Raw genomic sequence first — 15237 nt, forward strand, 5'->3', positions numbered from 1 at the left:
GCTTACATACTTTCATGGAACGTCCGATTAATCACGTCAATTTGTTGTTCCCGTGTTAATTTAGTAAAATTGACCGCATATCCTGAGACACGGATGGTAAGTTGCGGATATTTTTCAGGATGTTCCATGGCATCCATCAGTGTTTCTCTCTCAAAGACATTTACATTTAAGTGATGTCCTCGTTTTATTGCATAACCATCTAACATACCTGCTAAATTACTTATTCTTGTTTGTTCTTCTTTTCCAAGCGCTCTTGGTACTATCGAAAATGTATTAGAAATGCCATCTAAAGCATATTCATATGGTAATTTCGCTACAGAACTAAGAGATGCCAATGACCCTCTCGTATCACGACCATGTAACGGATTTGCTCCAGGCGCGAATGGTTCTCCCGCTTTTCTACCGTCTGGTGTATTGCCAGTTTTCTTACCATATACAACATTGGATGTAATAGTAAGAATCGATTGAGTTGGTGTTGCTCCACGGTATGTTTTATGTTTCTCTATTTTATTCATGAATTTCTTCACGAGATCTTTGGCAATCTGATCTACCCTGTCATCATTATTGCCGTACTTTGGAAAATCTCCTTCGATTTCGTAATCAACTACCAAGCCATGCTCATCTCGAATTGTTTTAACTTTGGCATACTTGATTGCACTTAACGAATCCGTAACAACAGATAATCCTGCAATTCCGCATGCCATCGTTCGAAATACTTCCCGATCATGCAAGGCCATCTCTAATCGTTCATAACTGTATTTATCATGCATATAGTGAATAACATTTAATGCATTTACGTAAAGACCTGCAAGCCATTCTAGCATTCGATCATATTTTTCCGCTACCTCATCATACTCTAAGTATTCAGAAGTAATGGGAGCATAGGCAGGTCCTACTTGGATTTTTAATTTTTCATCTACCCCACCATTTATCGTATATAGTAATGCTTTTGCAAGGTTTGCTCTAGCACCGAAAAATTGCATCTGTTTGCCAATCCGCATTGCAGATACGCAACATGCGATGCCATAATCATCACCATATTGTTCTCGCATGAGGTCATCATTCTCATATTGAATTGAACTTGTGTCAATTGACATCTTGGCACAATATTTTTTAAACGCTTCAGGCAAACGTGTGGACCATAGTACGGTCAAATTTGGTTCAGGTGCCGGTCCCAAATTAGTTAATGTGTGTAAAAAGCGGAATGAACTTTTTGTAACTAACGGACGTCCATCTAATGCTATACCACCAAGCGACTCTGTCACCCAAGTTGGGTCACCACTAAATAATTCATTGTATTCCGGTGTTCTTGCAAATTTAACAAGACGAAGTTTCATGACAAAATGATCAATTAACTCTTGTGCTTGTTGCTCTGTCAAATATCCTTCTGCTAAATCTCTTTCAAGATAAACATCCAAGAAAGTGGATACTCTGCCTAAACTCATCGCTGCTCCATTTTGCTCCTTGATAGCAGCTAAATATGCTAAATATAACCACTGCACCGCTTCTTGGGCATCGTTCGCCGGACGGGATAAATCGAAACCATATATTTCCCCTAATTGCTTTAACTCTTGTAACGCTCGAATTTGTTCCGTCATTTCCTCGCGGTCTCTAATCACCTCTTCCGTCATCTGACCATTGCCACCAATGATATCTAATTGCGCTTGCTTTTCTGCTATTAGTCGATCCACGCCATATAATGCAACCCGACGATAATCACCGATAATTCTACCGCGCCCATAAGCATCTGGTAGCCCTGTTACAATGCCAGCTTTTCGAGCCAACAACATCTCTTTCGTATATGCATCAAAAACACCTTGGTTATGTGTCTTTCTGTAATCTGTGAATGTTTTCACAATATTTTCGTCAACTTGATAACCATAAGACTGTGCGGCCGCTACCGCCATACGAATACCTCCAAATGGCTGTAAGGAACGTTTAAATGGTTGATCTGTCTGTACACCTACTATTTTTTCTTTCGTTCTATCTAGATAACCTGCGCCGTGTGAAGTAATGGTCGAAACAATCTCAGTATCTAAGTCGTAAACACCACCGTTCTCTTGCTCTTGTTTCGTCAATTCCATCACTTGTTCCCACAATTTAAGCGTATTCTCTGTTGCATCCTCTAAAAATAATTCATCACCATCATACAAAGTGAAGTTTTTGATAATGAAGTCTCGCACATCAATTTCTTCCTGCCAACGACCTGGAGTAAAACCTTGCCAAGCTACCTTCGTTTGATCTACTCGTTCTTCTACCTTCATTTTATGTTCCTCCTCTTCTCATTGTTCAACATTGAGCATGTTTATATTACTAGTATATTCCTTTCCTTAAAGTTTGTCATGTGAAATAGTGAACAAAATTACACTTTTCTTATTAGCTGTCAGAATTTGTTCACAATTGGAAACATGAAGCATAATACTTTACACATACTAAAATTATTGCAATATTTAATGGTGTATGTTGATTTAGAAGGAGGCAAACAAATGCAAAACTTTATGTTTCACAACCCGACAAAATTATATTTCGGTCAAGGGCAATTAGAGAACTTACAAACTGAAGTACAACATTATGGTGATAATATTCTGCTCGTCTACGGTGGCGGAAGCATTAAACGCAATGGCTTATACGACCAAGTAATCGATATATTGAAGAAAGAAAATAAAAATGTATTTGAATTAAGTGGTGTCGAACCAAATCCTCGTGTCACTACTGCACGTAAAGGAATCGAAGTTTGTAAAGATGAAAAAATAGATTTCATCCTTGCTGTTGGTGGCGGAAGTACAATTGACTGTACGAAAGCAATCGCTGCAGGTGCTAAATCTGAAGATGATATTTGGGATATTGTAACTAAGAAAGCAACTCCTACTGGTGCACTTCCATTTGGTACGGTTTTAACACTGGCAGCAACCGGATCGGAAATGAATGCAGGATCTGTCATTACAAATTGGGAAACAAATGAAAAACATGGTTGGGGAAGCCCATATACTTACCCTACTTTCTCGATTTTAGATCCTGATTTCACTAAAACAGTACCGAAAGACCAAACAATCTATGGCATGGTCGATATTATGTCACACGCGCTCGAACATTATTTCCATCATGAAGAAAATACATTGTTACAAGATCGTATGGTTGAAGGAATTCTACAAACGATGGTAGAAACAGCTCCAAAATTATTAGAAGATCTTGAAAATGAAGAGCTCCGCGCAACAATTTTATATAATGGTACGATGGCATTAAATGGCATGGTAAATATGGGTTATCATGGAGACTGGGCAACACATAACCTAGAACATGCTGTTTCAGCTGTACATGACATTCCACACGGTGGTGGCCTGGCAATTCTCTTCCCACATTGGATGGAATATGCAATCGATGAAAACGTAAGTCGTTTTAAACAATTAGCTGTCCGTGTATTTGATGTTGATCCAAGTGGTAAATCAGATAAAGAAGTTGGCTTAGAAGGGATTGCTAAACTTCGTGCATTCTGGAATAGTATCGAAGCTCCTTCTCGCTTGGCTGATTATGATATTGGCGAAGACAGTATCGAGGAAATGGCTGATAAAACAGTGATCGCTAGACCTGAATTCGGTAGCTTCAAAAAACTGAACCGTGATGATGCGATCGCCATCTATAAAGCTTCTTTATAATAAGGTAGGGATAACGCACCCCGTAATAACTAATTCAAACTAGTGAAAGTTACTTAGTGTTAACATTTATTGAGCGGACATTGAGTACGTTATTTAACAGAATAACACCCGTTTTTTGGGTTTTGCGGACATTTAATCCCTTATTTAGCTTTTTAAGATCAAAGTTAGCTGTATTTTCGTCGAATAGCGGAATAGATGTCCGCATGCACCCTAAAAATGGCACTTTTGTCACAAATAGCGGAACAAATGTCCGCATTCTCCCTCGAATATACTATTGCAGAACGAGCAAACAGTGACCGTTTGAGTTTTTATCGGTCACTGTTTTTATTTTCATTCGTATTTTTCTCTGATTGATCTGTTCTTGCTTCGGTTTCTTCACTACTTTCCTGCTCGCTTGGTAACGGATCGATTGTATGCTGATACCCATACCCTTTATTTAATGTCATAATGGACAGTGCTAATACTGCAATCACGACAATAATACAAACAATAATAACAACCCACATGTACTGTACCCTTCCCTTTCTTTTAAATAAATCAATTATAACACACTCTAAATTGTGAAACATTTCACAAAACCGACAAAAATCAGGCGTTTTGTATGCGTTTTCTAATGATATGATTAATTCAGAACAGATAAAGGAGGTTATAAAAAGGAGGAGAAATAATGATTTCCTATGAATGGATTGATTTCAGTACAGACACCGATTTTTACAACCAAGCGACATTCGAAGAAAGGATCGGTGACCAGTTCGAAGCTCTTCTCTTAGAGCACAACAAGGCGTATCCTAGCATGATCTGGACAAAGCACTACGTCATCTTATTGAAAAACACAACACGATTGTATCAAGATCTTACCTTTATTAAAATTGCACGCAATCCCACCCAAGAACTATCAGAAATTCATTTTTTTTAAGTTTGAATGCTCAGTATTTCACAAAATGTGAGGAGGAGTAAATGATGAGTACATCAGCGCTCGAAAAACAACGTAATGTTCAGCAAACCATTGATCAAAAAGTAAAACAAGGTACAGCAGCATTGTCAAAATTAAAACAATTAAATCAAGAAGAGATCAACCACATTGTTAAGGAAATGGCACTTGCCGGTTTAGACGCACATATGACTCTAGCAAAAATGGCAGTAGAAGAAACAAATAGAGGTGTTTACGAGGATAAAATTATTAAAAATATATTTGCTACAGAATATATCTACCATAATATTAAATATGATAAAACAGTTGGAATCACGAATGAAAATCAACATGACGGTGTCGTGGAAATAGCAGAACCAATTGGTGTTATAGCCGGTGTCACACCCGTTACCAATCCAACCTCTACTACAATGTTCAAAATCTTGATAGCGATAAAAACGGCTAATCCCATTATTTTTGCTTTTCATCCTTCTGCTCAAAAAAGTAGTGCAGAAGCAGCTAATATATTGTATCAGGCTGCAATGAAAGCTGGTGCACCAAAACATTGCATCCAATGGATTGAACAACCTAGTATAGAAGCGACACAAGAGTTAATGACACATGAAGATATCGCACTTATTCTAGCTACAGGTGGGGCTGGAATGGTTAAATCAGCTTACAGTTCTGGAAAACCAGCCCTTGGGGTAGGACCTGGTAATGTACCATGTTATTTTGAGAAAACAACCGATATCAAACGAGCTGTCAATGACTTAATTCTTTCTAAAACTTTTGATAACGGAATGATTTGTGCATCAGAACAGGCAGTGATCATTGATCAAGCCATCTATCAAAAAGTACAACAGGAAATGCTTAACAATCATTGTTATTTCTTAAACCAAGAGGAAAAGAAAAAGCTGGAGAAACTTGCGATAAATGAAAAGACGTGTGCAGTAAACGCTGATATCGTTGGAAAAAGCCCTGTAGAAATTGCTAAAAAAGCTGGAATTAATGTTCCTGCAGATACTAAAATGCTTGTTGCAGAATTAAAAACAGTTGGACCAGATGAACCACTTTCTCGCGAAAAATTAAGTCCAATCCTTGCATGCTATCAAGTTAAAAATTATCAAGAAGGATTCAAGCGTTGTGAAGAAATGCTTGAGTTCGGAGGTCTTGGTCACTCTGCTGTTATCCATTCTAATGATCAAGAGATTATTGAAGCATTCGGTAAGCGAATGAAAGCAGGTCGAATCATTGTTAATGCCCCTTCTTCTCAAGGAGCGATTGGTGATATTTACAATGCCTACCTGCCATCCCTAACATTGGGCTGTGGATCATATGGCGGTAACTCTGTTTCAACTAATGTCGGAGCAATCCACCTTACCAATACCAAAAAAATAGCAAATAGAAACGTCAATATGCAATGGTTTAAAGTACCAGCTAAAATTTATTTTGAAAAAAATGCTGTACAATACTTAGCAAAAATGCCGAATATCTCAAGAGCCTTTATTGTCACTGATCCAATTATGAGACAATTAGGGTATGTAGATAAAGTACTATATCATTTACGTAAACGAGCGGACTATGTACATTGCGAAATATTCTCTGATGTTGAACCCGATCCATCAATTGAAACTGTGATGCGCGGGACAGAAGAAATGAGTAAATTCAAACCTGATGTCATTATCGCTATTGGTGGTGGATCTGCCATGGATGCAGCTAAAGGTATGTGGTTATTCTATGAGCATCCAGAGACCGACTTTAATGGAATCAAACAAAAATTCTTAGACATTCGTAAACGTGTCTATAAATACCCAGAGCTCGGAACACAAGCACAATTTGTAGGAATTCCAACGACGTCTGGAACAGGATCCGAAGTAACACCTTTCTCCGTTATTACGGATAAACAAAACAACATCAAATATCCATTAGCTGATTATGCCTTAACACCGGATGTTGCGATCATTGATCCACAGTTTGTCATGACGGTACCACCAGTAGTCACAGCAGATACTGGTATGGATGTACTGACACATGCGATTGAATCTTATGTATCCAACATGGCAAATGATTATACAGATGGATTGGCAATAAAGGCCATACAATTAGTTTTTGAATATTTACCTATTGCTTATAAAGATGGCAATAATGAAAAAGCAAGGGAAAAAATGCACAATGCTTCTAGTATTGCAGGAATGGCTTTTGCTAATGCGTTTTTGGGGATTAATCATAGCTTGGCCCATAAGCTGGGAGCAGCATTCCAAATCGCACACGGGCGAGCAAATGCGATTCTCTTACCACACGTGATTCACTATAATGCGAAAAAGCCAACTAAATTTGTTTCTTTTCCAAAGTATGAACATTTTGTTGCGGATCAGCGATATGCAGAGATAGCAAAAATACTAGGACTGCCTGCACGTACTACAGAAGAAGGTGTAAAAAGCTTAGTTAAAGCAGTAGGTGAACTGGCTAAGCAACTGGATATTCCAATGAGCATCGAAGCAAATGGTGTGGAAAAAGAAGCATTTATGAAACAAGTGGATCACTTAGCCGACAAAGCTTTCGAGGATCAATGTACTACTGCAAATCCAAAATTACCACTTGTTACTGAATTAAAACAGATCTATTTAGACGCTTTTAAAGGTATGTAACCTTATATAGGCCGAGGAAAAGAAATCTCCTTCCTCGGCTTATTTGTAGAAGAAATTAGACTTTTTCACCGTTTTTATGTAACTCCCGAACGCTTTTATAGCGACCTCATAAAATAATATAGGAATGTTTCATAATCTAGTATGATGAAGGAGTTTTGATCATGTCCAACATTACACAACGGTCTGTTAGCAGACGAAAAAAAGGACGAAGGAAAAAGTCATGTAGCTGCAGTGGCTATAAAAGGAAGAAGCAGGAATAAAGATACATGAATGTTTAAATAAAGTAAGAAATAATTACCTCAATAATCGATGCTACTCCTGCAACCGCCAATACAATAATAATTGGGATAAATATAGTAGAGTAAAAATGAAACCCTAAAAATAAAATTAAAGATGACCAAATGCCCGTACACCAGTGACACCGTAATAATTCACCAATCCATCTTTTCCAACCATTTCCTTTAAACATCACCGTCTCTTCTATGCTACCATCGGGCAACCATTTTTCTTCTACTTCAAAAAAAGGTGCTCGAATAAAGCCTGTGATTTTATCATAAACGATCAATCTTGTTAAACGAAATGTTGCAAGTGATAATAAAACAAAAGATAACCATGTAATCATAAGGGCACCTTCTTTCTTTTCTTCTTTACTTTCATATTATTAAGTAGGTGCCTGATTCATGAATAAAAACGAGGGTTTACCAAAATCTCTTTTGGCAAACCCTTCGTTTTGTACGTTTTTTTGCAAACAATTTTTCTACTTTCTGTGCCGAGAAAAACCTCTCAGTTTTTCCACTAGGTGTTAAAGATTTACGCTTCCTTTAGTGGCCAATATGAAATTATATCAACTGTTTGACCACCACTCCGGCTGCCCACTTCTCTTTCCGTGGGTTTGACCTTCAGCTAACTTTTTTCGAGCAAAACCCGCTCGAAAAAGTGGATCTTCAGGTCAAACAATTTCCACAGGAGTGAAAGTGGGCGGCCTACGCTATTATCATGCACTACAACGCTAGCATGAAGTAACACAGTTGCTTTTATACTTACGGATAGCCATTGTCACTTTGTCCATTGCAATAAGTCAACTATTACTTATGACAAGAATTGTTGCACCTTCTCATAGTGGAGACTCCTGCCGGAATAAGACGAGCCGAGAATCCACTTTGCAAAGTTAGTTGAGGGAGTGCCCGTTGAGAGCGAAGTAATGAGTGGAAACATTGCCAATATACATCAAACATTTAATTCGCTAAACACGGTCATTGCGCTGATTTTATGCTTTCTTTACTATTAAAAAAAAGACCTGATGTGAACATCAGATCAGGATTATATCATTATTTATCTAATTGTTGTTCAACCATATCACCAATCCAAGGTAGCTTGAAATATTGCCCTTGATAGGCCTTTACCATTAAGACAATCCATAAAACTAGTGTTAAAGGTGCGATTAAAATACTTACAAGCCATCCTAATAAAGGTATCATACCAAGAATCGTATTAATCACCATCAAAAGTACAAATGTAAAAATCGACTGCATTGCATGAAAACGGACAAAGCGATTTTCTTTCTCTAACAATAAAAAAATAATACCAGTAACAAACCCTACTAAATACGATAATAAACCTGCGACATTCTGATCTAATCCTGTTGATGTTTTTGACTGTTGCTCTGCCTTTTGCTCTTCATTATCTTTCGGTAATTGTTCCTCCGTCATTTTTGTCCTCCTTTCGTTTAAACGTATACTTCAATAGTTAATTCTACCATTTTTCAGAATATTCTCAATATTAATATTTATTTTCTTCTTTGCAGAAATTTACTATATAAAGAAGCCAAAACTTGTTGAAATAACATGCCGACAACAACCGGAACAGCCACTGGTCCAGGAAAATACTGAACTGCGATAACGGCTCCGGCGCTAATATTTCTCATTCCACTACTAAACGTTAAAGAAATGACATCTTGACTAGCCCGTTTTAACCACTTCGACAACAACCAAGCTAAGTAATAGCCACTAGCAGCAACAAAAAACATCGTTATAGCTACTTTAATCAGATGAAAATCAACATTCAATAAATAATCTGCAACTTCTGAGCTATTGATCATAATGACTAATGCTAATGCTATTTTCGAAAAAGGAGCTAAGCGAGGACTCCATTTCTCATGAATTCCTCCACGAGTTGTTTCATGTAAAATCATACCTAATATAGACGGAATAACGATCATGATAAACAGACCTTTCATCATCGCCCACACTTCTAAATCAACGGATGCTCCGATAAATAATGATAGCGATAACGGGACAATAAAAGGGGATAAGATCGTATCGATTAAAATAATGGATAATGTTAAGGCGACATTTCCTTTATTCATAGAAACCCAAATAAAACTTGTAATCCCTGTAGGGATAATCATTGCTAATACAAAACCAATAACCGTTAAATGATCATTGCTAAAGGTGAGTGTTCCGATTAGAAACGCCCATAAAGGCATTAAAATATGTAAGATAACAAGTGCTATCAATATCGATAAAGGGTGAGCTACCACTCGATATAGAGCAACAAAATTCAGGCTCAAACTCCCTGCAAATGTCATAAATGCAAAAATCCAGATAACCCAATGATCAAATTGAATAAAAAAATCTGCAAATAATACTCCAATAATTACACTCGCTGGCGCGATAAAGGGCATAATTCGTTGTAGTATTTGGTTCAAATGATTTAACATTTAAGTCTACTCCTAAGATGTTATTTCTTCCTTAACCTTGGACGTCGTTCTGTCCAATCTACCTCTACTGGTACACCAAAAAATTCTGTTAAATTTTCCGAATTGATCATAGCATTTGTTAGGCCTTGATTAAATACACGTCCGTCCTTTAATAACAAAGTTTTCGAAAAAGTTGGTATTATTTCCTCCACATGATGTGTGACATATATAATCGAAGCTGCATTTTCCCCTTGACTAATATGCTCAATCGACTCTAGTAATTTCTCTCTTGCGATAAAATCTAATCCATTTGTCGGCTCGTCTAAAATTAATAATTTGGGGTCGTTCATGAGTGCTCGTCCGATTAATACACGTTGTTGTTCCCCTTGAGATAATGTTCGGTAGGCACGATTAGCATAAGAGAAGCAATCAAGATCCTTCAATAGCTGTTGTGCTTTGGCACGCATCTCGTCTGTAGGGGTTTCATATAAACCAATCGAAGCAAACGCACCGCTTAATACAACTTGGTATGCACTATCCGTACCATAAATTCGTTGTTTTAAGATGGATGATACAATACCGATTTGTTGTCTTAACTGCTCTCCGAGTACATCTTTACCAAATTGCCTTCCAATCACATTAACTTGACCTTCTGTTGGAAAATAATAGGAACATAACATATGTAAAAGCGCTGTTTTTCCTGCACCATTCAATCCTAATAATGTCCAGTGCTCTCCTTTCTCTATTTTCCAATTGATATCTTTTAGTATCCAATTTCCTTCTTTTTTTAGTCCTACTTTTTGTAAATTCAACACCATTCTATATCACTTCCTTCATCTATTTAGTATACACCGGTAAGCTTGAAATTTCTTGTGTTTAGTTTGTAGAAAAATTTTAAAAAAATTGAACTTTCCTATTGAAAATGATTCTCATTATCGTTATAATATATTTAATCACATAGAGTGATGAAACATTCCCTTTACACATATCTTTTGTTACCCCCAATCAACAAAAGTTCAAGGATGTTTCCCATTCCATTAGAGTAGCTAATAAATAGCTGCTCTATTTTTTGTTTAGTTAATATTTTTATCGGGTAAAGAAATATGAAGTGAAACTATGGTTTAACACCTTGACAAATGGAAGAAGACATAGATTTTACACAAAATTTATTTAAAATTATTATAAATAAATATTGATTTTCATAAGATTTGTATTATAATAAAAGATGTAATATAAAGAATAAAGGAGAGGTGTTACATTATATGAGTCAAGAAAAAAAATACTTAACGACTGCTTCTGGTGCGCCAGTAGGAGATAATCAAAACTCCATTACTGCAGGCCATAGAGGACCAACATTAATTCAAGACGTTCATTTACTAGAAAAACTAGCTCATTTTAATCGTGAAAGAGTTCCAGAAAGAGTTGTACACGCTAAAGGTGCAGGAGCACACGGCTATTTTGAAGTAACAAATGACGTTTCTAAATATACAAAAGCAGACTTCTTATCTGAAGTAGGCAAAAAAACACCTATGTTCATCCGCTTCTCCACTGTAGCTGGCGAATTAGGTTCTGCCGATACAGTACGTGACCCGCGTGGTTTCGCTGTTAAATTTTATACAGATGAAGGGAACTATGATTTAGTTGGGAATAACACGCCAGTATTCTTTATCCGTGATGCGATTAAATTCCCAGACTTTATTCATACACAAAAACGTAACCCGCAAACACACTTAAAAGATAAAAATGCGGTTTGGGATTTCTGGTCATTATCACCAGAGTCACTTCACCAAATTACTATTTTACACTCTGACCGTGGTATCCCTGCGACTCTTCGTCATCAAAATGGCTACGGAAGCCACACATTTAAATGGGTAAATAAAGATGGAGAAGCATTCTATGTGAAATATCACTTCAAAACAGATCAAGGCATTAAAAACCTAGATCCTAAAGTGGCAGATGAACTTGCAGGTACAAATCCTGACTATCATACTGAAGATCTATTTAATGCTATTGAAGAAGGTAACTATCCTTCTTGGACATTAAAAGTTCAAATCATGCCTGAAGCGGACGCGCAAAACTACCGTTACGATCCATTTGATGTAACAAAAGTATGGCCACATGAAGACTATCCATTAGTTGAAGTTGGTAAAATGGTATTAGATCGTAATCCTGAGAACTATTTTGCAGAAGTAGAGCAAGCTGCATTTTCTCCTGGACACTTTGTTCCTGGAATTGAAGCATCTCCAGATAAAATGCTTCAAGGTCGTTTGTTTGCCTATTCTGATGCACATCGTTACCGTATTGGAGCAAACCATGAGTCATTACCAATTAACCGTGCTAAATCACCGGTTAATAACTATCAACGTGATGGGTTTATGAGCCATGATGGTAATGGTGGCAGCGCACCTAACTATGAACCTAATAGCTTTAGTGATGCACCAAAAGAAACACCTGAAAACAAAATTAGTCCATATGAAGTTTCTGGATTTGCTGATAGTGTTCCATATGATCAAGATGATCACTACTCTCAGCCTCGTGCATTATTCCGTGATGTAATGAATGATGAAGAGCGCGAGCGTTTAATTCAAAACTTCGCTGACCACATGAGTGCTGTAACTCGCGAAGGTATTGTGGACCGTCAATTAGAAAACTTCTACAAAGTAGCTCCTGAATTAGCAGAAGGTGTTGCTGCTAAATTAGGCGTAGAAGTACCAGCAAGTGTAAAAGAATAAGCACAATCAAAAAAAGAGACCCAGAGCGGTCTCTTTTTTTGATTGTTATTTCGAAAGATATTAGCTTAGTTTAAAGCTCACTACCTTTTGCTCTGTCATGGCTTCAATCGAGGACTTGATCCCTTCTCTACCTAACCCCGATTGTTTCACCCCTCCAAAAGGCATTGCATCAATACGATAATCACTACTATCATTGACCATGATGCCACCGACTTCTAACTTCTGTATTGTTAAAAACGCATTTTCCACGTCTTTTGTGAATATCCCTGCTTGTAGCCCGTAATCAACAGCGTTTGACTGAGCAATCGCTTGATACACATCCTCTACTGAATAGACAAGCACGACAGGACCAAATATTTCTTCTTGGGCAATCACCGCATGGATGGGGACATCTGTTAGAATAGTCGGATAATAAAAGGCTCTCTCTCTTTTTCCGCCCATTTGAATTTTTGCCCCTTCTGCTACGGCTTGATTTACCCACGTTTCAACCCTTTTTGCTTCTCGCTCATTTATCATCGGACCAACGTCTGTTAATGGATCCAATTTATCTCCCAACTGCAGCTCTGAAGTTCTTTGTTTATATAACTCTAAGAATTGATGATATACTTCTTTCTCTACATAAATTCTCTGGACACCAATACAATTTTGACCGGCAGCTGTAAAAGCACCTGATACACAAGATGCCACTGCTTTTTCAACATCTGCATCTTTTAACACAATAACCGGGGAATTAGAACCGAGCTCCATTCCGATCTTCTTGATTCCAGCTTTATGCGCGATTTTCTTCCCAACATCTACTCCTCCTGTAAATGTAATCATCGTAATAGAAGGATGCGTGACAAGTACATCACCTACATCTCGACCTGATCCGGTCACAACAGACAACATACCTGCTGGCAATCCCGATTGTGTAAAAGCTTCTGCCAAAAGCAATGCACTCAATGGCGTATCAGATGCTGGTTTGACAATGATCGCGTTGCCCGAGGCAATCGCTGGACCGACCTTATGAGCTACTAGATTTAAAGGATCATTAAAAGGGGTGATCGCTCCAATCACACCTACTGGAAAACGGTAATAATAGCCAACCCTGTTTTCTCCACTCTCACTTTGATCAAAATTAATCGTTTCTCCATTTATCCTTCGAGCTTCTTCTGCACTAATTTGAATCGTTTGGATCGCTCGCTTTACTTCCATGCGAGCTTCGTGAATCGTTTTGCTTCCTTCTAATGCAATTGTTTCTGCATAACGCTCTTTATTTTCTTCTATATAAGAGGCTACTCGTTGAAGTACGGCCATCCTTTCATGAGTTGGCCAAGGTTTATTACTTAAATATGCCTCCTCTGCTTTTTCAATAGCCATCAGCATATCATTTTCTGTAGCTAATGGTACTTTGGCAATTAATCGATTATCCTGCGGGTCATAGACATCAAATGTTTGCTCAGCAGCTATCCATTGTCCTGCAATCAACATTTTCTCTTGTTTTACTTTTAGTTGCATGGAAATCACCCCCTATTAAAGTTTGGTTAGGGCGCTTTGTCTATGATAGTGAATGATATCAATAAAAAGTGAATAACCTGTTTCGATTAATCCTGCCCCTGCACCTGTTAACATGATAGGACCAGATAAGTCACATTCATAAACGATCGCATTTGTCGGGCCATTCACACCAGCTAATGGATCGTTACCATCAATTAATTCTGGTTGAACAGAAGCTTCGAGTGAACCATCTTCCCTTTTAGTTAAACGCGAGAGCAGACGCCATTTCTGTTTTTTAGCTAGCGCTTCTTTCACCATCTCTAACGTTAAATCGTTAATTCCTCTACAGTAAATATCTTCAGAAGCTATTTTTTCACCCAGTAAATAGTTCGCTAATATTGCTGTCTTATATCTGGCATCATACCCTTCCACATCACTAGTTGGATCCGCTTCTGCATAGCCTAATCTTTGCGCTTTTGCTAATGCTTCCTGGTATGTCTCGCCTTTTTCCATTTCGGTTATCATATAGTTCGTCGTCCCATTTAAGATACCTTTAATTTCTGTTATTTCATTTCCTGCTAATGTCATGACAGGCAATCTGAGAGCTGGTGTTCCGCTCATCACTGTACCTTCAAATCCCCAGAACACACCATTCTTTTCTGCTAATTGTGATAATTCATCATAAGCTAAAGCAACTGGTCCTTTATTAGTCGTTACCACACTTTTTTTATGTTCAAAAGCTGTTCGACAATGATCAATAGCTGGTTGACCTGTCTTCACATCTGTGAATGTTACCTCGACAATCATATCTGCATTCGTATTCTTGATTGTTTCCATGCTATCCCAGCCTCTAATTAATCCTTCTTTATCTGGATAAGCAGCTAAACTTCCAGAATCCCTAGCAGCAGATAACAACTCTTTAATGTTTAAACCATCCGGATGATACACAGATCCTTTCATAATATCGGATACAGCGACAACCTCAGGCTCAAAACCATATGATGGCTTTTCTCCCTTTTGTTGTTTCAAGAAAATCTCTGCCAATGCCTGCCCGACACCACCAAACCCAATAAAAGCGACCTTCATCGTCAATCTCATCACCTCCATTATTTTTTTAATT

General features: G+C 37.7%; 12 protein-coding genes. 4 read left to right on the forward strand and 8 right to left on the reverse strand.

The window, feature by feature from the left end; translation table 11 throughout:
- Positions 1-2: 2 nt before the first annotated feature.
- Positions 3-2264 carry a formate C-acetyltransferase gene (gene pflB, locus D569_RS0108915; protein WP_018932067.1) on the reverse strand — a complete coding sequence of 754 codons (2262 nt, stop codon included), beginning with the start codon at positions 2262-2264 and terminating at the stop codon, positions 3-5.
- 222 nt (positions 2265-2486) lie between these two features.
- Between pflB and D569_RS0108920 the strand changes: the two genes are divergently transcribed.
- Complete coding sequence (locus D569_RS0108920) at positions 2487-3653, forward strand: iron-containing alcohol dehydrogenase (RefSeq protein WP_018932068.1); 1167 nt, start codon at positions 2487-2489, stop codon at positions 3651-3653.
- 308 nt (positions 3654-3961) lie between these two features.
- Here D569_RS0108920 and ytzI read toward each other — a convergent pair whose 3' ends face one another.
- Positions 3962-4159, reverse strand: a complete 198-nt coding sequence (gene ytzI, locus D569_RS0108925; RefSeq protein ID WP_018932069.1) for a YtzI protein — start codon at positions 4157-4159, stop codon at positions 3962-3964.
- 161 nt (positions 4160-4320) lie between these two features.
- Between ytzI and D569_RS0108930 the strand changes: the two genes are divergently transcribed.
- Positions 4321-4569: a hypothetical protein gene (locus D569_RS0108930; protein ID WP_018932070.1), complete on the forward strand. Its 249-nt coding sequence runs from the start codon at positions 4321-4323 to the stop codon at positions 4567-4569.
- A 44-nt stretch (positions 4570-4613) separates the two neighbouring features.
- Positions 4614-7211 carry a bifunctional acetaldehyde-CoA/alcohol dehydrogenase gene (adhE, locus tag D569_RS0108935; RefSeq protein ID WP_018932071.1) on the forward strand — a complete coding sequence of 866 codons (2598 nt, stop codon included), beginning with the start codon at positions 4614-4616 and terminating at the stop codon, positions 7209-7211.
- Positions 7212-7485: 274 nt separating this feature from the next.
- On the opposite strand, the gene D569_RS0108940 is transcribed toward adhE, so the two are convergent.
- The 4 genes from D569_RS0108940 to D569_RS0108955 all read right to left on the reverse strand — a co-directional run bounded on the left by D569_RS0108940 (position 7486) and on the right by D569_RS0108955 (position 10727).
- A complete protein-coding gene (locus D569_RS0108940; RefSeq protein WP_018932072.1) occupies positions 7486-7833 on the reverse strand; it encodes a DUF1360 domain-containing protein in 348 nt (115 codons plus the stop codon).
- Positions 7834-8539: 706 nt separating this feature from the next.
- Complete coding sequence (locus tag D569_RS0108945; protein ID WP_018932073.1) at positions 8540-8920, reverse strand: DUF4870 domain-containing protein; 381 nt, start codon at positions 8918-8920, stop codon at positions 8540-8542.
- A 77-nt stretch (positions 8921-8997) separates the two neighbouring features.
- Positions 8998-9930, reverse strand: coding sequence for a bile acid:sodium symporter family protein (locus D569_RS0108950; RefSeq protein WP_018932074.1), 933 nt, complete (start codon positions 9928-9930; stop codon positions 8998-9000).
- A gap of 20 nt (positions 9931-9950) precedes the next feature.
- The gene (locus D569_RS0108955; protein ID WP_018932075.1) at positions 9951-10727 is read right to left on the reverse strand and encodes an ABC transporter ATP-binding protein; all 777 of its coding nucleotides are present in this window, start codon (positions 10725-10727) and stop codon (positions 9951-9953) included.
- Positions 10728-11171: 444 nt separating this feature from the next.
- Between D569_RS0108955 and D569_RS0108960 the strand changes: the two genes are divergently transcribed.
- On the forward strand, positions 11172-12641 hold the full coding sequence (locus D569_RS0108960) for a catalase (RefSeq protein WP_018932076.1): 1470 nt from the start codon (positions 11172-11174) through the stop codon (positions 12639-12641).
- 60 nt (positions 12642-12701) lie between these two features.
- Here D569_RS0108960 and D569_RS0108965 read toward each other — a convergent pair whose 3' ends face one another.
- Positions 12702-14138, reverse strand: a complete 1437-nt coding sequence (locus D569_RS0108965) for an aldehyde dehydrogenase family protein (RefSeq protein ID WP_018932077.1) — start codon at positions 14136-14138, stop codon at positions 12702-12704.
- A 15-nt stretch (positions 14139-14153) separates the two neighbouring features.
- Positions 14154-15209, reverse strand: a complete 1056-nt coding sequence (locus tag D569_RS0108970; RefSeq protein WP_018932078.1) for a homoserine dehydrogenase — start codon at positions 15207-15209, stop codon at positions 14154-14156.
- Between the last annotated feature and the right edge of the window lie 28 nt (positions 15210-15237).

The sequence above is a fragment of the Gracilibacillus lacisalsi DSM 19029 genome (genome assembly GCF_000377765.1).
In the GTDB taxonomy this organism is placed as follows: Bacteria; Bacillota; Bacilli; order Bacillales; family Amphibacillaceae; genus Gracilibacillus; species Gracilibacillus lacisalsi.